Consider the following 17,793-nt stretch of genomic DNA (forward strand, 5'->3'; position numbering starts at 1 on the left):
CGAAAGGACTCCGCCAAGGAGGCGTGCCAGAGCGGCCGAATGGGACTCACTGCTAATGAGTTGTCTCGCTAAAACGGGACCGGAGGTTCAAATCCTCTCGCCTCCGCCACCGCGGTCACGCTGAGCGCGGACAACTGAACAACGCTACGCGCCCGTAGCTCAACGGATAGAGCATCTGACTACGGATCAGAAGGTTTGGGGTTCGAATCCCTACGGGCGCACCATGAGAACCCGGACACACAGTGTTCGGGTTCTTTATTTCGGCCAGTCCCGTACCGCTGGTCGTCGGTGGTGATCACGCAGGAGTCGCGCAGCGTCGCGACCGAGGGCTATGGGCACGGTCGACTGGCGGTTGGGCACGCTCGACGGGATTGTGGGCACGGTCGACAGAGATCTGGGCACGGTCGACAGAGATCTGGGCACGGTCGACGGGATTGTGGGCACGGTCGACGGGATTGTGGGCACGCTCGACGGGATTGTGGGCACGCTCAACCGAGGAAGCGGGCGGCGTGTTCGGTCAGGTCCAGCAGCGGCTGCGGGAAGATGCCGAGCACGATGGTCACCAGGGTGCACACCGCGATCGACGAGGTGGTCAGCGCGCTCGGGGTCACCACGTGCGGCGCGTCGACGGGTACGTCGGCGAAGAACATCGCGACGATGATCCGCACGTAGAAGTAGGCGGCGATCGCGCTGCTCAGCACGCCGATCACCACCAACACCCCGGCGCCGCCACCGGCTGCCGCGGCGAAGACATCGAACTTGGCGATGAACCCGCTGGTCAGCGGGATACCGGCGAAGGCGAGCAAGAACATCGAGAACATCGCACCCACGAGCGGATACCGTTTGCCCAGCCCGGCCCACTGCGTGATGTCGGTGGCCTCCCGGCCCGACAGATGCGGACCCGACGGCCGATCTGGTTCACGCACCACGGCCACCGTCGCGAAGGCACCGAAGGTCGAGAAGGCGTACGCCGCGAGGTAGAAGAGGGTCGCGGCCAGGCCGGCGGTGTCGAAGGCGATCACGCCGAGCAGGATGAATCCAGCGTGCGTGATCGACGAGTAGGCGAGCATCCGTTTGATGTCGCTCTGGGTGACCGCCAGCAACGCGCCGACCACCATCGTCAGGCTCGCCACCACCCACAGCACCGGCTCCCAGTCCGACTGCAGCGCGCCGAAGCCGACGTAGAACACGCGCAACAGCGCGCCGAACGCGGCGACCTTGGTGGCGGCCGCCATGAACGCGGTCACCGGGGTGGGTGCCCCCTGGTACACGTCGGGAATCCACGAGTGAAACGGCACCGCCCCGACCTTGAACAGCAGCCCCACCGCCAGCAACCCGAGCGACACCACTCCCAGGGTGGTGTCGGCGCAGGGAGCGGCGAGGGCGCGCCCGATCTCCGACAGCCGCAGCGATCCGGTGGCCCCGTACGCAAAGGACGCCCCGAACAGGAAGAAGCCCGAGGAGAACGCTCCCAGCAGGAAGTACTTGAGGGAGGCCTCCTGCGAGATCAGCCGACGCCGCCGCGCCAGCCCGCACAGCAGATACAGCGGCAGCGAGAACACTTCGAGGGCGACGAACATCGTCAACAGATCACCGCACGCACCGAACAGCATCATGCCGCCGACCGCCAGCAGCGTCAGCGGGAACACCGCCGTGGTCACCGCACCCGCCCGGGTGACCTCGAACTCGGCGTCGGTGTTGGGTACCGCCGCCCCGGACGGCGTGAACATGTCCGCGCGCACCGAGCCGAGGGCGGTCGCGGCGGCGGCGCCCGGCCCGTCGCTGAACCGCCGCGGCGAAGCCGACGTGGGGGGCACCACCCGTTCGAGCCGTCTCTCACCCATGAACGCCACCGAGGGAACCGCGATCAGCAGGATCAGTCCCTGCAGGAACAGCGCGGGCCGGTCCATCACCACCGCCCCCGACATCACCGTCTCACCCAGCCCGCCATCGCGTGTGTGGGCCACCGTCACCACCACCAGCGCCGCGAACGCGGCCACCAGGCCGCCCAGCGACAGCACGAGCTGACTCACGTAGCGCCGACCGCGCGGCACAAACGCCTCCACCAGCACGCCGAGCACCGCGCACCCGAAGACGATCAGCATCGGCGAGAGCACACCGTAGGCAATGCTGGGTGATGAGATCGCCGCCAGGACCTCGGTTCTCACTTGTGCCCTCCCTGCCCGGCCGCCGGTACAGCAGGCGCCGGATCGGTCTGATGAATGGTCGTCATCGTGTGTTCGACCGCGGGATCGATGCGGTCGAGCAGAGGCTTGGGGTAGATGCCGAACACCAGCAGCAGAGCGAGCAGCGGCGCCACCACCACAACCTCGCGGCCGTGCAGGTCGCGGACTTTCCGGGTGGCTGCCCCGGGCCCCTCGACGGCGCGCACCGGTCCGCCCATCATTCCGCGGACTGGTCCGCCCATTATTCGTTGGTAGGTCCACAGAATGTAGATCGCCGACAGCACCAGAGCACTCGACGCCACGACGGCGGCCACCGGATACCGCGTGAATGTGCCGACGAGGACGAGGAACTCGCTGATGAAGGGAGCCAGACCGGGCAGCGAGAGGGTGGCCAGGCCGGCGATCAAGAAGGTGCCCGACAGTACCGGCGCCACCTGCTGCACCCCGCCGTAATCGGCGATGAGCCGGCTACCACGCCGCGACACCAGGAATCCGGCGATGAGAAACAGTGCCGCCGTCGACAATCCGTGGTTCACCATGTACAGCGTCGACCCGGACTGGCCCTGTGTGGTGAGCGCGAAGATGCCGAGAATGATGAACCCGAAGTGGGATATCGACGTGTAGGCGATCAGCCGCATCACATCGGACTGGCCGATCGCGAGTACGGCTCCGTACACGATGCCGATCACCGCGAGCGCCGCGATGAGGGGTGCGAAATAGCGCGACGCATCGGGAAAGATCTGTAGGCAGTACCGCAGCATCGCGAAGGTGCCCACCTTGTCGACCACCGCCATCATCAGCACCGCACCGGCGGGGGTGGCGACCACGGCCGCGTCGGGCAGCCACGAATGGAACGGCCACAGTGGGGCTTTCACCGCAAACGCGAACATGAAGCCGAGGAACAGGATCGCGAGCAGGCCGGAACTCGCGTTCAACCGCCCCGAGGCGGCCGCGTCGACCACCACCCGCAGATCGAAGGTTCCGCCGCCGAGATCCGACCGCGCCGTCACGACGTACAACCCGATCACCGCGGCCAGCATGATCAGACCGCCGAACAAGTTGTACAGCAGGAACTTCACCGCCGCCCGCGACCGCGTGACACCGGTGGCGCCGGTACCGAATCCCCCGATCAGGAAGTACATGGGGATCAGCATCGCCTCGAAGAAGATGTAGAACAGCAGGATGTCGAGGGCGACGAAACTCATCAGCACCATCGCCTCCACCGCGAGCATCAACGCGATGTAGGTATGCGGGCCCTTCTGACGCCGACCGGCCGAATGATCCAGTGAGCCCGAATGATCGGCGTCGCGCCACCCCGCGACGATCAGCAGTGGCAGCAGTACCGTGGTCAGGACCACCAACACCAGGCCGATGCCGTCGAGTCCCAGCGTGTAGCCCGTGCCCAGCGACGGAATCCAGGGGTGGTCCTCGACGAACTGATACCGCGCACCGCCCGTGTCGAACCCCGCGGCCAGGCCGAGCGACAGCACCAGCGCGGCCACCGAGACGCTCAGTCCCAGCCACTTCGCGACGTCGGGCCGGGTGTTGGGAACGGCGAGCACCGCGACGGCGCCGGCGGTGGGCAACACCCACAGAATGGTCAGCCACGGGACGCTCATCGCACCGCCACCACCATCAGGGTCGCGAGGATCACCGTGGCCCCGGCGAACACCGACAACGCGTAGGAACGGACAACGCCGTTCTGCCAGTTACGTAATCGTTGCGACAGTGCGGTGATCGCCGCGCCGACACCGGTGGTCACACCGTCGACGCCGTCGTTCTCCACGGCGACGAGCGCGCGGGTCGCCCGCCGGCCGGGCCGCATCAGCACGTCCTCGTTGAACGCGTCCCCGTACAGGTCGCGGCGTGCTGCCACGGTCAGCGCCGTCACGTCATCGGGTGCCTGCGCGGGCACCGGTGCCGCCCCGTACTGCCGCCACGCGACGGCCACCCCGATCGCGACCACCGCGAGGATCGTCACGGTGACCACCCAGGTGGGTACCGCCAGTTCGTGATGGGTGTGTCCCACAACGGGTTCGAGCCAGTCGACCAGACTGTCACCCCACGCGAACGCGGCGCCCGCGGCCAGTGAGCCGATCGCCAGGATGATCATCGGCCACACCATCAACCCGGGCGACTCGTGCGGATGGGCGTCGGACCGCCATCGACGGTCACCGAAGAACGTCAGCAGCATCACCCGCGTCATGTAGAACGCGGTGATGCCAGCACCGAGTAGTGCGGCACCGCCGAGGAACCACGCACCCACACCGCCGGAGGCGAAGGCGGCCTCGATGATCGGGTCCTTGGAGAAGAACCCGGAGAACGGGGGGACTCCGATGATCGCCAGATACCCGAATCCGAAGGTGACGAACGTGATCGGCATGACGCTCCGCAGTCCGCCGAAGCGGCGCATGTCGGTCTCGTCGTTCATGCCGTGCATCACCGACCCGGCGCCCAGGAAGAGTCCGGCCTTGAAGAAGCCGTGCGTGAGCAGGTGCATGATCGCCAGCGCGTAGCCGGCGGGGCCTAGTCCGGTGGCGAGCACCATGTACCCGATCTGGCTCATGGTGGACGCGGCCAGCGCCTTCTTGATGTCGTCCTTGGCGCAGCCGATGATCGCACCGAACAGCAGGGTGACCGCACCCACCACGGTCACCGCGGCCCTGGCGTGGGGTGCGAGGTCGAAGATCGGCCCCGACCGGGCGATCAGGTAGACGCCCGCGGTGACCATCGTGGCGGCGTGAATCAGCGCCGACACCGGCGTCGGGCCCTCCATGGCGTCGCCGAGCCAGGCTTGCAGCGGGACCTGCGCCGATTTGCCGCATGCCGCCAGCAGCAGCATGAATCCCAGTGCGGTGAGCACGCTTTCACCGGCGCGGCCGGCGGCGCCGAACACCGCCTCGAAGGAGACGGCCCCGAAGGTCGCGAGCATGATCATCAGTGCGATGGCCAACCCGATGTCGCCGACACGGTTGATCACGAAGGCCTTCTTCGCGGCGGTCGCGGCCGCGGGCTTGTACTGCCAGAAACCGATCAGCAGATACGACGCGAGACCCACGCCCTCCCAGCCCAGATAGAGCACCAGATAGTTGTCGGCGAGCACCAGCACCAGCATCGCGGCCAGAAAGAGATTCAGATAGGCGAAGAATCGCCGACGATCCGGGTCGTCGGCCATGTACGCCACCGAATAGATGTGGATCAGTGATCCGACCCCGGTGATCAGCAACACGAACACCATCGACAACTGGTCGAGCCGAAGTCCGAAGTCCACCTGCAGCGATCCGACGGGCACCCAGGAGAACAGCGACTGGTGTACCGCTCGGTCGCCGACGTCGCGGCCGAGCATTCCGACGAACATGGCGAGTCCGAGAGCGAAGGCTCCCAGTGCCATCGCGCAGGCGAGCACATGACCCCACCGGTCGGTGCGGCGCGCGAGGATCAGGAGGATCGCCGCTCCCGCCAACGGCAGGAACGGCAACAGCCACAACAGATCCGCCGACCAATCGGTGCCCATCGGCCCTCCTCACCTCGTATGCCCGGCGACCTCAGCGTCGCAGCAGATCCGCGTCGTCGACCGAGGCCGAACGCCGCGCCCGGAAGATGGTCATGATGATCGCGAGGCCCACGACGACCTCGGCCGCGGCGACCACCATGGTGAAGAAGGCGATCACCTGCCCGTCGAACGAACCGTGCATGCGGGCAAAGGTCACGAATGAGAGGTTCGCGGCGTTGAGCATCAGCTCCACACACATGAACACGACGATGGCGTTGCGCCGCAACAGCACTCCCGACGCGCCGATCGCGAACAGCAGGGCCGACAGATACAGGTAGTTCTCCGGGTTCATCGCGATCCCTCCGGTCCCGACGACGCCCGGGTCCGCAGTATCGGGCTCACCGACGCGTCCGACGGCGTGCCGTCGGGCAGCAGGGCCGGAACGTCGACGGCGTTGTGCCGGGCGAACACACCCGGGTTGGGCAGCGGGGTCATATCGACGCCGGTGCGGAAACGCTCCTGCGACAGCTCACGCTGAGTTCGCCGTGGCCCGAACCGTTCCCGGTGGGTGAGCACCATGGCGCCGAGGGTGGCGGCGATGAGTAGTGCGCCGGTGAGTTCGAACGCCCACAGGTAGCGCACGAAGATCAGTTCGGCGAGCGCGGCGATGTCGGCGTTGCCACCACCGGCACTCGGGGCACCGGCGAACACCGCGAGCGACGCATTGGCGATCGCGGCGATGAGCAGCACACCGAACCCGAGGCCGAGCACCGCGGCCGCAATACGCTGTCCCCGTAGTGTTTCCACCAGTGAATCCGACGAGTCGACGCCGATGAACATCAGCACGAACAGGAACAGCATCATCACCGCCCCCGTGTACACCACCACCTGCACCACACCGAGGAACAGGGCGCCCTGCGCGACATAGAAGACGGCCAGCACGATCATGGTGGTGGCCAGGAAGATCGCCGAGTAGACGGCCTTGGTGGCGAAGACGACACCGAGGGCGCCGAGCACGGCCACCGCACCGAGCACCCAGAACTGCACTGCCTCACCGGTGGAGGTGCGGGTGAGTTCCGCCGCGGTAAGGACGGTGCTCATGAGTCCGGCTCCACCGCGGACCCGCTGGTGTTCGCGCGGGCGGTGACGTGGCCGTCGGAGGTGATCTCCCCGCGGTAGTAGTTCTCCTCGGTGGAGCCGGGAGCCATCTCGTGCGGCGCCGGGGTGACCCCGTCGTCGAGCGGTGCGAGAAGCTGGTCCTTCTCGTAGATCAGGTCGGCGCGGCGCTCGCCGGCGAGTTCGTACTCGTTGGTCATCGTCAACGCCCGGGTGGGACAGGCCTCGATGCACAGTCCGCACCCGATGCATCGCAGGTAGTTGATCTGGTACACGCGACCGTACCGTTCCCCCGGGGAGTACCGCTGCTCGTCGGTGTTGTCGGCGCCCTCGACGTAGATGGCGTCCGCCGGGCACGCCCAGGCGCACAGCTCGCAACCGATGCACTTCTCCAACCCGTCGGGATGGCGGTTGAGTTGGTGCCGACCGTGATAGCGCGGCGCGGTGGGCACCTTCTGCTCGGGATACGACTCGGTGATCGTCGGCGCGAACATGCCCGCGAACGTCACCTTGAGGCCGCGCAGCGGCTTGGCGCCGAGATTCTTTCGGAGTTCAGGCATCGGTGGTCTCCTTTGCCGTATCGGAGGCGGGCGGAACGGACGAGTTGCCGGTCGGGCGTCCGGGCAACTGCTGACCGGGCAGGGGAGGGACCGGGAAGCCACCTGCCATCGGGTCGAAGGCAACGGGCACCGACGGCGGCGCGGGCACCGGAGGCGGACGCATCAGCCGCCACACGGTGAAGGCGATGAGTGCGGTGAAGACGAGTCCCGCCGCCGCCGACACCAGCGACCGCGCGAGGTCGTCGGCATCCATCACCATCCGGATCAGCGCGACCACCATCACCCACGCCAGGGAGATCGGGATGAGCACTTTCCAGCCGAGATTCATGAACTGGTCGTAACGCAGCCGGGGCAGGCTGGTGCGCAACCAGATGAACACGAACAGGAACACCCACACCTTGAGCGTGAACCACAGCACGGGCCACCACCCGGAGTTCGCACCCGACCACAACGTCACCGGCCAGGGGGCCTGCCACCCGCCGAGGAACAAGGTGGTGGCCAGCGCCGACACCGTGACCATGTTGATGTACTCGGCGAGCATGAACATCGCGAACTTCAACGACGAGTACTCGGTGTGGAAGCCGCCGACCAGTTCGCCCTCGGCCTCCGGCAGATCGAAAGGCGCGCGGTTGGTCTCGCCGACCATCGACACCGCGTAGATGACGAACGACGGCAGCAACAGCAGCACATACCAATGGCGGTGCTGGGCGGCGACGATCTCCGACGTCGACATCGTCGCGGCGTTGAGGAACACCGCTGCGAAGGTCAGGCCCATCGCGATCTCGTAGGAGATCACCTGTGCGGTCGACCGCAGACCGCCCAGCAGTGGGTACGTCGAACCCGACGACCAGCCGGCGAGCACGATGCCGTACACACCGACCGAGGTGACCGCCAGCACGTAGAGCACGCCGACGGGAAGGTCGGTGAGCTGCAGCGGAGTTCGATGTCCGAAGACCGACACCATCGGACCGAAAGGGATCACCGCGAACGCCATGATCGCGGGCACCACCGCGATGACGGGAGCGGCCAGATAGATCAGCTTGTCGACGCTGACCGGGACGATGCCTTCCTTGAGTGCCAGTTTCACGCCATCGGCCAGGCTCTGCAGCATCCCGTGTGGACCCACCCGGTTCGGTCCGATGCGGGTTTGCATGCGGGCCATGATCTTTCGTTCGGCCAGAATGGCCACCAACGGATTGGCCACCAGGAAGCCGAAGACGGCGACCGCCTTGACGAGCACCAGCCAGAACGGATCGTGACCGAAGTCGGCGAGTGTCGGGTAGTTGTCGGGGGCCGCCCCGGCGGCCAGTGATACCGCGCTCATCGGGTCGCCTCCGGCGCTCGCCGTGCCGTCTCCGCAAGAGCGATCGCCACCACGTCACCCGGACCGGCGGCCAGCCGTGTGTTGACCGATGCGCCAGGTGAATTCATCGGCACCCACACCACGTCGTCGGGCATCTCGGTGATCGTCAGCGGTAGGTCGAGATGTCCGCGGTCGGTACTCACCCGGACCGTCGACCCGTCGATCGCACCGATCGACGTGGCGGTGGCGGCCGACAACCGCAGCACCGGTGTCCGGGCGGTGCCCGCAAGGTGGGGTTCGCCGTCCTGCAGGCGGCCGGCGTCGAGCAGCATCCGCCACCCCGCCAACCTCGCGAGTCCCGGCGAGCGTGACTCCGGCGTCGCGGCCGGACGACGGTGCTCGCCCGAGGTGCCACGTGCGCCGTCCCATACGCCGATGCGGTCGATGTCGGCGCGGATCGTGGCCACGTCGTCGCATCGCAGATCCACCCCGAGCTGGTGTGCCAGTGCGTGGAGCACCCGGTGTTCGGGCACCGTGCCGTGCTCGGTCAGCGCGGCCGCGAATGGCCGCGCCCGGCCCTCCCAGTCGACGAAGGTACCCGCACGTTCGGCCACCGCTGCCACCGGCAGTACCACGTCGGCGTGGTCGGTGACCTCGCTGCGCCGGATCTCCAGGCTCACCAGGAACCCCGTGGCGCACAGGGATTCGAGTGCGGCGGCAGGGTCGGGCAGGTCGGCGGGCTCCACCCCGGCCACCAGCAGCGCACCGAGCTCTCCGGAACGGGCGGCGTCGAGAATGGCTGCGGTGTCGCGACCCGGGTCGGTGGGCAGGTGCGCCGCATCCCACGCGGCTGCCAGCTGTGCGCGGGCGCGGTCGTCGCTCACCGGGCGCCCACCCGGAAGCAGATCCGGCGCCGCTCCGACCTCGAGCGCGCCGCGTTCCCCGGCGCGCCGCGGAATCCAGGCCAAGCGCGCACCCGTACGCGCCGCGAGCCCGACGGCGGCATCGAGCCCGCCGGGCACGGTGGCCAGGCGTTCGCCGACGATGATGACCGACCCCGGCGGGTCGACAGCAGCCGCCGCCTCGGCCGAATCCAGCACTGCCGCTTCATCACCCGGCACGGTTGGCAGCAGCCTGCCGTCGAGTTTGGCGACACCAGGACTGCGCCACGGTGCGATGCTGGTGACCCGCTGCCGTGCGGTGCGCACCGCGCGGCGCATCCGGAGGAACACCATCGGCGACTCCTCCTCGGGTTCGAAGGCCACCAACAACACTGCGGGTGCCGCCACCAGTTCGCGGTAGGTGACGTCGTCGTCGCGCGCCGCCACATGCCGTGCCAGGAAGGCGGCCTCTTCGGCGCTGTGGGCTCGACTGCGGAAGTCGATGTCGTTGGTTCCCAGTACTGTTCGAGCGAACCGCGAATACGCGTAGGCGTCCTCCGCGGGGAGTCGGCCCCCGGTCAGCACGCCGGTGCGCCCGCGGTGGGCAGCCAAGCCGCTTGCCGCAGCCCGCAGGGCGTGCGCCCACGACACCTCCGTCAGCTGCCCGTCGGCGCCGCGCACCATCGGCGCGGTCAGCCGGTCGGGTGCGGCGGTGTATGCGAAAGCCCAACGGCCCTTGTCACAGTTCCACTCCGCGTTGACCTCAGGGTCGTCGCCGGCCAATCGGCGGAGAACTGTGCCCCGACGATGATCGGTGCGCTGCGCGCAGCCGCCGGCGCAGTGCTCGCACACGCTCGGTGTCGACACGAGGTCGAACGGGCGGGCGCGGAACCGGTAGGCGGTGCCGGTCAGCGCGCCCACCGGGCAGATCTGCACCGTGTTGCCGGAGAAGTACGATTCGAACGGCTCGTCGGCGTAGATCGACACCTGTTGCAGCGCACCGCGATCCTGCAGGCTGATCAGCGGATCGCCGGCTACCTGGTCGGCGAATCGGGTGCACCGGGCGCACAGCACGCAGCGCTCGCGGTCGAGCAACACCTCCGACGACAGCGGCACCGGCTTGGTGAAGGTCCGCTTGACCCCGGTGAACCGCGACTCGCCGCGGCCGGCCGACATGGCCTGATTCTGTAGCGGACACTCACCGCCCTTGTCGCACACCGGGCAGTCGAGCGGGTGATTGATCAACAGCAGTTCCATCACACCGCGCTGTGCCTTCTCGGCGATCTCCGAACTGCGCTGGGTGTGGGCCACCATGCCGTCGGTCACCACCGTGGTACACGACGCGAGCGGTTTACGTTGGCCCTCCACCTCTACGAGGCACTGCCGGCACGCACCCACCGGATCGAGCAGCGGGTGGTCGCAGAACCGCGGGATGGAGATGCCGAGGGATTCCGCGGCGCGGATCAGCAAGGTGCCCAGCGGCACCGACACCTCGAGCCCGTCGATCGTCGCCGACACCATCTCCGGTGCCGCCGTGTCGGCGTCGTCGACGGCGGTCATCGCCCCTCCCGCGGAGCAAAGGCCGCGTACACGGTCGAGGCGTGCGGATCGAAGGGGCATCCGCCGTTCAGGTGGGCGAGGTATTCGTCACGGAAGTATTTGAGCGAGGACACGATCGGGCTGCCCGCACCGTCACCGAGGGCGCAGAACGATTTGCCGACGATGCTGTTGGTGACGTCGGCCAGCGTGTCGAGGTCGGCGGCGTCGGCGGCGCCGGACTCGAAGCCGCGCAACAACTGGACCAGCCAGTAGGTGCCCTCGCGGCAGGGCGTGCACTTGCCGCACGACTCGTGTGCGTAGAACTCGGTCCACCGCAGCACCGCGCGCACCACGCAGGTGGTGTCGTCGAAGATCTGCAGCGCCTTGGTGCCGAGCATCGATCCCGCCTCGCCGACGCCCTCGTAATCCAGTGGCACATCGAGGTGGTCGGCGGTGAACATCGGTGTCGACGACCCGCCCGGGGTCCAGAACTTGAGCCGATGCCCGGCCCGCACGCCGCCGGCGCGGTCGAGCAGTTCGGCCAGCGTGGTGCCGAGCGGGGCCTCGTACTGACCGGGACGCGTCACGTGACCCGACAGCGAGTACAGCGTGAAACCGGGTGACTTCTCGGTGCCCATCGCCCGGAACCAGTCGACCCCGTTGCGGATGATAGGTGGCACACTCGCGATGGATTCGACGTTGTTGACCACCGTGGGACTCGCGTACAGGCCGGCGACCGCGGGGAACGGCGGACGCAGGCGGGGCTGTCCGCGTCGTCCCTCCAGCGAATCGAGGAGCGCGGTCTCCTCGCCGCAGATGTAGGCGCCTGCACCGGCGTGGACCACCAACTCCACGTCGACACCCGAGCCGAGGATGTCACGCCCCAGATAGCCTGCGGCATAAGCCTCGTCGACTGCGGAGCGCAGCCGCCGGATCACCGACGCCACCTCGCCGCGCACGTAGATGAACGCGTGCCGCGCGCGGATGGCGTATGCGGCGATGATCGCGCCTTCGATCAGGGCGTGCGGGGTGGCCAGCATCAGCGGCATGTCCTTGCAGGTGCCGGGTTCGGACTCGTCGGCGTTGACCACCAGATAGTGCGGGGGCACAGAGGAATCGGTGCCCTCAGCGGTCCGGTCGGGTTGCGGGATGAACGACCACTTCAGGCCGACCGGGAATCCGGCCCCACCGCGACCTCGCAGGCCCGACGCCTTGATGGTATCGATCACGTCGTCGGGCTCTCGCTGCAGCGCCGTGCGCAGCGCGGTGTACCCGTGGTGCGACTCGTAATTCTGGATTCGCCATGACTCGGGCTCATCCCAGTAGCGGCTCAGTACCGGGGTCTCGGCCGGCTCCACGTCGCCGGGCAGCATTGCGGTCACGGTCGCGGGCCCTGTTCGGGCAGCCCGGCCAGCAGGCGTGCGGTCTGCCGGAACGAGCACACCCGGCCGGTCCCTCGGTCGGGTGTCGCGGCGACCCCGGCGCGCAGATCCTCGACGAGTTCGATTGTGCCCGAGGGAGTCTGCGCGTCGAAGAACTCCCAGTTGACCATCACCACGGGCGCGTGGTCGCATGCGGCGTTGCATTCGACGTGCTCCAGTGTGATCCGGCCGTCGGCGGTGGTCTCGCCCGGTGCGATACCGAGGTGCTCGCGCAGCGCGGCGAGGATCTCGTCACCGCCGAGCACCGCACACAGCGTGTTGGTGCACACGCCCACCAGGTACTCGCCGGTGGGGCTGCGGCGGTACATCGAGTAGAAGGTGGCCACCGCGGCCACCTCGGCGGCACTCAGATTTAGTTGTGCGGCACAGAAACCCACCCCGGCGCGGGTGATGTAGCCGTCGTGGGATTGGACGAGGTGCAGCAGCGGCAGCAGCGCCGAGCGGGCCTGCGGGTAGCGGGCGATGATCGTCGCGGCCTCCCTCGCCAGGGTGTCGGTGACGTCGCGTGGATAGGTCGCCGGCCCGTCGAACGTGATCTCCGGGTGCGGGGCCTGCGGGATTGCCGGCGCGCCGTCGCTGGGCGGCGCACCGAGTTTCACGAACACCGGATCGGTCATCGGTCGACTCCTCCCATCACCGGATCGATGCTGGCGACGGCGGTGATCACGTCGGCAACCATGCCGCCCTCGCACATCGCGGCCACGGCCTGCAGATTGGTGAAGGACGGATCGCGGTAGTGCACGCGATAGGGCCGGGTACCGCCGTCGCTCACCATGTGGACCCCGAGTTCGCCGCGCGGCGACTCCACGGCTACATGGCATTGCCCGGCCGGCACCCGCATCCCCTCGGTCACCAGCTTGAAATGATGGATGAGCGCCTCCATCGAGGTGCCCATGATCGCGGCGATGTGCTCGGGCGAGTTGCCGAGCCCGTCGGGTCCCAACGCCAGGTCGGCCGGCCAGGCGAGCTTGCGATCGGACACCATCACCGGCCCGGGTCGGAGCCGATCGAGGCACTGCGCGACGATACGCGCCGACTCGCGCATCTCCTTGACGCGGATGAGATACCGACCGTACGAGTCGCAGGCGTCGTCGGTGATCACGTCGAACTCGTAGGTCTCGTAACCGCAGTAGGGCTGGGACCTGCGCAGGTCGTGGGGGAGGCCGGTGGAACGGAGCACCGGGCCGGTGATCCCCAGCGCCATACACCCGGTGAGGTCGAGGAATCCGACACCCTGGGTGCGTGCCTTCCAGATGTAGTTGTCGTTCAACAGGTCCTCGAGTTGATCGAGGCGTTCGGGCAGCGCGTCGAGCACCGCGGCCACCCGGTCGGCGCCGTCGGGCGGAAGATCCTGTGACACACCCCCGGGCCTGATGTAGGCGTGGTTCATCCGCAGGCCGGTGACGTATTCGAAAAGGTCGAGGATCATCTCCCGTTCGGCGAAGCCGAGGAACATCGCGGTGACGGCGCCGAGTTCCATGCCGCCGGTGGCCAGGGCCACCAGATGCGAGGAGATGCGGTTGAGTTCCATCATCATCACCCGGATCACCGAAGCACGTTCGGGGACGTCGTCGGTGATGCCGAGCAACCTCTCCACCCCGAGGCAGTAGGCGGTCTCGTTGAAGAACGGCGACAGGTAGTCCATGCGGGTGACGAAGGTGACGCCCTGTGTCCAGTTCCGGTACTCCAGGTTCTTCTCGATCCCGGTGTGCAGGTAGCCGATTCCGCACCGTGCCGAGGTGACCGTCTCGCCCTCGATCTCCAGGATGAGCCGCAGCACACCGTGGGTGGAGGGATGCTGGGGTCCCATGTTGACGACGATGCGCTCGTCACCGGGTTGTGCCGCGGCCCGCTCGGCCACGGCGGTGACGATCTCGTCCCAGTCCTGCCCCGACACGGTGAAGGTGGTCGGCGGCGGATAGCGAGACGGGGCCTGCTCGCTGCGCTCCCGGCGCTCGGGGTTCTCGGTGGCGGTCATCAGGTGTAGGACCTCCGGCGGTCGGGTGGCGCGACGCGAGCGCCCTTGTACTCCACCGGAACACCGCCGAGTGGATAGTCCTTGCGCTGCGGGTGTCCCTGCCAGTCGTCGGGCATCTGGATGCGGGTGAGCGAGCGATGTCCGTCGAAGACGATGCCGAAGAAGTCGTAGGTCTCGCGTTCGTGCCAGTCGTTGGTGGGGTAGATGTCGCACAGGCTCGGGATGTGCGGATCGTGGTCGGGACAGGACACTTCGAGGCGAATCCGCCGATTGTGCGTGATCGACATCAGCGGATAGACCGCGTGCAACTGCCGGTCGGCGTCATCGGGATAGTGAACACCGTTGACTCCCAAGCACAATTCGAAACGCAGCGACGGCAGATCGCGCAGTGCCGAGGCGACCTCACGCAGATGGTCGCGTCGCACATGCAGTGTCATCTCGTCGCGGAAGATCACCACCTTCTCGATCGCGTCGCCGTAGGGATCACGCGCGGACGCATTGTGTTCGAGCAGACCCGCGGCGAGATTGTCGGCCACCTCGTCGAAATAGCCGCCGTAGGGCCGAGATGAACTGCCCGGCAAAGTGATGGCCTGCACGAGACCGCCGTAACCGGAGGTGTCGCCGCTGCCGTGCGCGCCGAACAGTCCACGCCGTTCGCCGATCCGTTCCGCGTCGCCGCGCGGACTCACCGCAGGAGTCCCTTCATCTCGATCGTCGGCCGCGCGTCGAGGGCGGCTCGCTCGGCGGCCCAGATGGCCTCCTCACGATTCACCCCGAGGGGCATCTTGCCGATCTGTTCGTGCAGTTCGAGAATCGCGTGCAACAGCATCTCCGGGCGGGGTGGGCAGCCGGGGAGATAGATGTCGACGGGTACCACGTGATCGACGCCCTGCACGATCGCGTAGTTGTTGAACATGCCGCCTGACGACGCGCAAACCCCCATCGCCAGAACCCATTTGGGCTCGGTCATCTGGTCGTAGATCTGGCGCAACACCGGGGCCATCTTCTGGCTGACCCGCCCGGCGACGATCATCAGATCGGCTTGGCGGGGCGACGCGCGGAACGCTTCCATGCCGAAACGGGCGAGGTCGTAGCGCCCCGACGTGGTGGCCATCATCTCGATCGCGCAGCACGCCAGTCCGAAGGTTGCCGGCCAGAGGGAACCCTTGCGCATGAAGCCGGCCAGCTGCTCGACGGTGCTCAGAAGGAAGCCGGAAGGCAGTGACTCTTCGAGTCCCATACTCGAACCTCCTTCGTGTACTTCCGGTTTCGGGGCATACCCCGAGCGCCGGGGCTATTCCCAGCTGAGTCCTCCACGTCGCCACTCGTAGGCGTAGGCCACCGATACGTTGACGATGAACAGGGCCATGGCCGCGAGGCCGAACCAGCCGAGGGCGTCGAACGCGACTGCCCACGGGTAGAGGAAGACGATCTCGATGTCGAAGATGATGAACAGCATCGCGGTGAGGTAGTACTTCACCGGGATTCGCTGGATGACGCGTTCGGTGCGTGCAGCCGTCGAGAGTGTGCCCCGTGTGGCCGAGACCGCGTGGGTTTCGGTGAGCGGTTCGATGCCGCATTCGTAGGGCTCGAGCTTGGCCCGGTTGTGGCGTTTCGGTCCGACGAGCATCGCGACCGCGACCGAGAACACCGCGAATGCCATGGCGAGAGCCCCGAGAACCATGATCGGGACATAGACATTCATGAGCGGGGCGCATTCATCGTGATGTGGCCTCCTTGGCTGTCGGCCGCCGCACTCACCAGGCTGATGTGAGCTATGACACACACCCTACAAGCGACGAAGCGCGCCCCGCCAAGTTTTCCCCGACGTGTCGGCACCGCCGCAGGATCAGTCCCCGATGCCGCGGATGAGATCGACGAAGGTGGCCGACAGTGCGATCGGGTCCACCGGGAGTGTCGCGGTGGCGTCGGCTCGTGACCAGTCTGCGAGCCACCGGTCGTCGGCTCGCCCGAGCAGCAACAGGATCGGCGGGCAGGGATCGATCTCGTCGCGCATCTGCTTGGCCACACCCATGCCGCCCACCGGTGACGCCTCGCCATCGAGAATCACCGCGTCGATGACGCCGGCGTCGAGCTGACCGAACACCATCGCCGCGGTGGCCACCTCGACAAAGCTCACGTCCGGCAACTGCGCGTCCGGGCGGCGCCCGATGGCCCCGATCACTTGCGCGCGGGTGTCGGCGTGGTCGGAGTAGACCAGCACGCGTACTGCCGACGATCGCGGCACCCGGTGGTCGGTCACCCGCACGACATTACCGTCACGCTGTCGCGATTCGTGGCGCACATCATCGACACGGATCAGCATTGGGTCTCGTCGAGGTCACCATTGCGATTCGAGGGCGGAAAGAATGCTGCCCGGAGTGCTTCACTGGCGGTACGGAAGTTTCAGGAGTGACCAGATTGCACACGCCTGCTCCGTGATTGGCGACTACGACCAAGCGATACGACGACCAAGCGAGACGACGACCAAGCGAGACGACCAAGCGAGACAACCGAGAGAAAGGCCTACTATGCCCTCCCCATTCGCAAAACTCGGCGCCGAATTCTTCGGCACCTTCTGGCTCGTGTTCGGTGGCTGCGGTACCGCGATCTACGCGGCCAAGGAAGTGGCGGTCGGCGACGACGTCGGAACCAAGGTGCAGGTCGGCGTGGGCTATCTCGGCGTCGCGCTGGCATTCGGCCTCACCGTTGTCACCATGGCCTACGCGGTAGGCCATATCTCCGGCGGCCACTTCAACCCCGCCATCACCCTTGGCGCCTGCGTGGGCGGCCGCACCCCGTGGAAAGACCTGCCCGGCTACTGGATCGCGCAGGTGGCGGGCGGTTTGGTCGCGGGTCTCGCGCTGTGGGGTATCGCGAGCGGCAAGCCGGGCTGGAACCGCGTCGGCAACATGGCCGCCAACGGATTCGGTGAGCACAGTCCCGGTAAGTACACCCTGGCGGCGGTGATCGTCGCCGAAATCCTGTTGACGGCGTTCTTCCTGATCGTGGTGCTCGGTGCCACCGACACCCGTGCGCCGAAAGGTATGGGCCCGCTGGCCATCGGACTCACGCTGACCCTGATCCACCTGATCTCGATCCCGATCTCCAACACGTCGGTCAATCCGGCACGCTCGACCGGCGTCGCGTTCTTCAACGGGAACGGTGCACCGGGACAGCTCTGGGTGTTCTGGGTGGCCCCGCTGGTCGGCGGAATCATCGGTGGGCTGCTCTACCCGCTGCTCTTCGAGGAGGGCAAGTTCAAATTCTCTCCCGCGGCCAACCCCATGTAGCC

At 67.3% G+C, this 17,793-nt stretch carries 14 protein-coding genes, 2 tRNA genes and 1 pseudogene; 3 read left to right on the forward strand and 14 right to left on the reverse strand.

The window, feature by feature from the left end; genetic code table 11:
• Nucleotides 1–17 precede the first annotated feature (17 nt).
• Nucleotides 18–109: transfer RNA gene (locus ACWDTD_RS11660), tRNA-Ser, on the forward strand.
• Nucleotides 110–148: 39 nt separating this feature from the next.
• Nucleotides 149–224, forward strand: a tRNA-Arg gene (locus tag ACWDTD_RS11665).
• 264 nt (nt 225–488) lie between these two features.
• Here the strand turns inward: ACWDTD_RS11665 and nuoN are convergent.
• From nuoN to ACWDTD_RS11735, 14 genes and pseudogenes are all read right to left on the reverse strand, one after another.
• Nucleotides 489–2,168: an NADH-quinone oxidoreductase subunit NuoN gene (nuoN, locus tag ACWDTD_RS11670; protein WP_449747269.1), complete on the reverse strand. Its 1,680-nt coding sequence runs from the start codon at nt 2,166–2,168 to the stop codon at nt 489–491.
• On the reverse strand, nt 2,165–3,805 hold the full coding sequence (locus tag ACWDTD_RS11675; RefSeq protein WP_449747270.1) for an NADH-quinone oxidoreductase subunit M: 1,641 nt from the start codon (nt 3,803–3,805) through the stop codon (nt 2,165–2,167). The genes nuoN and ACWDTD_RS11675 overlap by 4 nt, the downstream gene beginning before the upstream one ends.
• On the reverse strand, nt 3,802–5,700 hold the full coding sequence (nuoL, locus tag ACWDTD_RS11680) for an NADH-quinone oxidoreductase subunit L (protein ID WP_449747271.1): 1,899 nt from the start codon (nt 5,698–5,700) through the stop codon (nt 3,802–3,804). Before nuoL ends, ACWDTD_RS11675 begins: the two co-directional genes overlap by 4 nt.
• A 31-nt stretch (nt 5,701–5,731) precedes the next feature.
• On the reverse strand, nt 5,732–6,031 hold the full coding sequence (gene nuoK / locus ACWDTD_RS11685) for an NADH-quinone oxidoreductase subunit NuoK (protein ID WP_449747272.1): 300 nt from the start codon (nt 6,029–6,031) through the stop codon (nt 5,732–5,734).
• Complete coding sequence (locus tag ACWDTD_RS11690; protein WP_449747273.1) at nt 6,028–6,780, reverse strand: NADH-quinone oxidoreductase subunit J; 753 nt, start codon at nt 6,778–6,780, stop codon at nt 6,028–6,030. Before ACWDTD_RS11690 ends, nuoK begins: the two co-directional genes overlap by 4 nt.
• Nucleotides 6,777–7,355 (reverse strand): NADH-quinone oxidoreductase subunit NuoI, encoded by a 579-nt coding sequence (gene nuoI, locus ACWDTD_RS11695; protein WP_449747274.1) that lies wholly within the window; start codon nt 7,353–7,355, stop codon nt 6,777–6,779. The genes ACWDTD_RS11690 and nuoI overlap by 4 nt, the downstream gene beginning before the upstream one ends.
• Nucleotides 7,348–8,679, reverse strand: a complete 1,332-nt coding sequence (nuoH, locus tag ACWDTD_RS11700; RefSeq protein ID WP_449747275.1) for an NADH-quinone oxidoreductase subunit NuoH — start codon at nt 8,677–8,679, stop codon at nt 7,348–7,350. The genes nuoI and nuoH overlap by 8 nt, the downstream gene beginning before the upstream one ends.
• On the reverse strand, nt 8,676–11,099 hold the full coding sequence (locus ACWDTD_RS11705; RefSeq protein ID WP_449747276.1) for an NADH-quinone oxidoreductase subunit G: 2,424 nt from the start codon (nt 11,097–11,099) through the stop codon (nt 8,676–8,678). Before ACWDTD_RS11705 ends, nuoH begins: the two co-directional genes overlap by 4 nt.
• A pseudogene (nuoF, locus tag ACWDTD_RS11710) lies at nt 11,096–13,137 on the reverse strand (NADH-quinone oxidoreductase subunit NuoF). The gene ACWDTD_RS11705 and the pseudogene nuoF overlap by 4 nt, the downstream one beginning before the upstream one ends.
• A complete protein-coding gene (nuoD, locus tag ACWDTD_RS11715; RefSeq protein ID WP_449747277.1) occupies nt 13,134–14,498 on the reverse strand; it encodes an NADH dehydrogenase (quinone) subunit D in 1,365 nt (454 codons plus the stop codon). Before nuoD ends, nuoF begins: the two are co-directional and overlap by 4 nt.
• Nucleotides 14,498–15,187 (reverse strand): NADH-quinone oxidoreductase subunit C, encoded by a 690-nt coding sequence (locus ACWDTD_RS11720; RefSeq protein WP_449747278.1) that lies wholly within the window; start codon nt 15,185–15,187, stop codon nt 14,498–14,500. The genes nuoD and ACWDTD_RS11720 overlap by 1 nt, the downstream gene beginning before the upstream one ends.
• On the reverse strand, nt 15,184–15,738 hold the full coding sequence (locus ACWDTD_RS11725; protein ID WP_449747279.1) for a NuoB/complex I 20 kDa subunit family protein: 555 nt from the start codon (nt 15,736–15,738) through the stop codon (nt 15,184–15,186). Before ACWDTD_RS11725 ends, ACWDTD_RS11720 begins: the two co-directional genes overlap by 4 nt.
• 54 nt (nt 15,739–15,792) lie before the next feature.
• The gene (locus tag ACWDTD_RS11730; protein WP_449747280.1) at nt 15,793–16,203 is read right to left on the reverse strand and encodes an NADH-quinone oxidoreductase subunit A; all 411 of its coding nucleotides are present in this window, start codon (nt 16,201–16,203) and stop codon (nt 15,793–15,795) included.
• A 144-nt stretch (nt 16,204–16,347) separates the two neighbouring features.
• Entirely contained in the window at nt 16,348–16,761 is a 414-nt protein-coding gene (locus tag ACWDTD_RS11735; RefSeq protein ID WP_449747281.1) for a hypothetical protein, read from the reverse strand.
• A 268-nt stretch (nt 16,762–17,029) separates the two neighbouring features.
• Between ACWDTD_RS11735 and aqpZ the strand changes: the two genes are divergently transcribed.
• Entirely contained in the window at nt 17,030–17,791 is a 762-nt protein-coding gene (gene aqpZ, locus ACWDTD_RS11740) for an aquaporin Z (protein WP_449747282.1), read from the forward strand.
• Nucleotides 17,792–17,793: the final 2 nt, after the last annotated feature.

The sequence above is a fragment of the Gordonia sp. NPDC003425 genome (genome assembly GCF_053588635.1).

Coding starts and splice junctions, on each gene's coding strand:
- ACWDTD_RS11675 (WP_449747270.1), bottom strand. CDS start 3,805: ATGAGCGTCCCGTGGCTGACCATTCTGTGGGTGTTGCCCACCGCCGGC.
- nuoL (WP_449747271.1), bottom strand. CDS start 5,700: ATGGGCACCGATTGGTCGGCGGATCTGTTGTGGCTGTTGCCGTTCCTG.
- nuoK (WP_449747272.1), bottom strand. CDS start 6,031: ATGAACCCGGAGAACTACCTGTATCTGTCGGCCCTGCTGTTCGCGATC.
- ACWDTD_RS11690 (WP_449747273.1), bottom strand. CDS start 6,780: ATGAGCACCGTCCTTACCGCGGCGGAACTCACCCGCACCTCCACCGGT.
- nuoI (WP_449747274.1), bottom strand. CDS start 7,355: ATGCCTGAACTCCGAAAGAATCTCGGCGCCAAGCCGCTGCGCGGCCTC.
- nuoH (WP_449747275.1), bottom strand. CDS start 8,679: ATGAGCGCGGTATCACTGGCCGCCGGGGCGGCCCCCGACAACTACCCG.
- ACWDTD_RS11705 (WP_449747276.1), bottom strand. CDS start 11,099: ATGACCGCCGTCGACGACGCCGACACGGCGGCACCGGAGATGGTGTCG.
- nuoD (WP_449747277.1), bottom strand. CDS start 14,498: ATGACCGCCACCGAGAACCCCGAGCGCCGGGAGCGCAGCGAGCAGGCC.
- ACWDTD_RS11725 (WP_449747279.1), bottom strand. CDS start 15,738: ATGGGACTCGAAGAGTCACTGCCTTCCGGCTTCCTTCTGAGCACCGTC.
- ACWDTD_RS11730 (WP_449747280.1), bottom strand. CDS start 16,203: ATGAATGTCTATGTCCCGATCATGGTTCTCGGGGCTCTCGCCATGGCA.
- aqpZ (WP_449747282.1), top strand. CDS start 17,030: ATGCCCTCCCCATTCGCAAAACTCGGCGCCGAATTCTTCGGCACCTTC.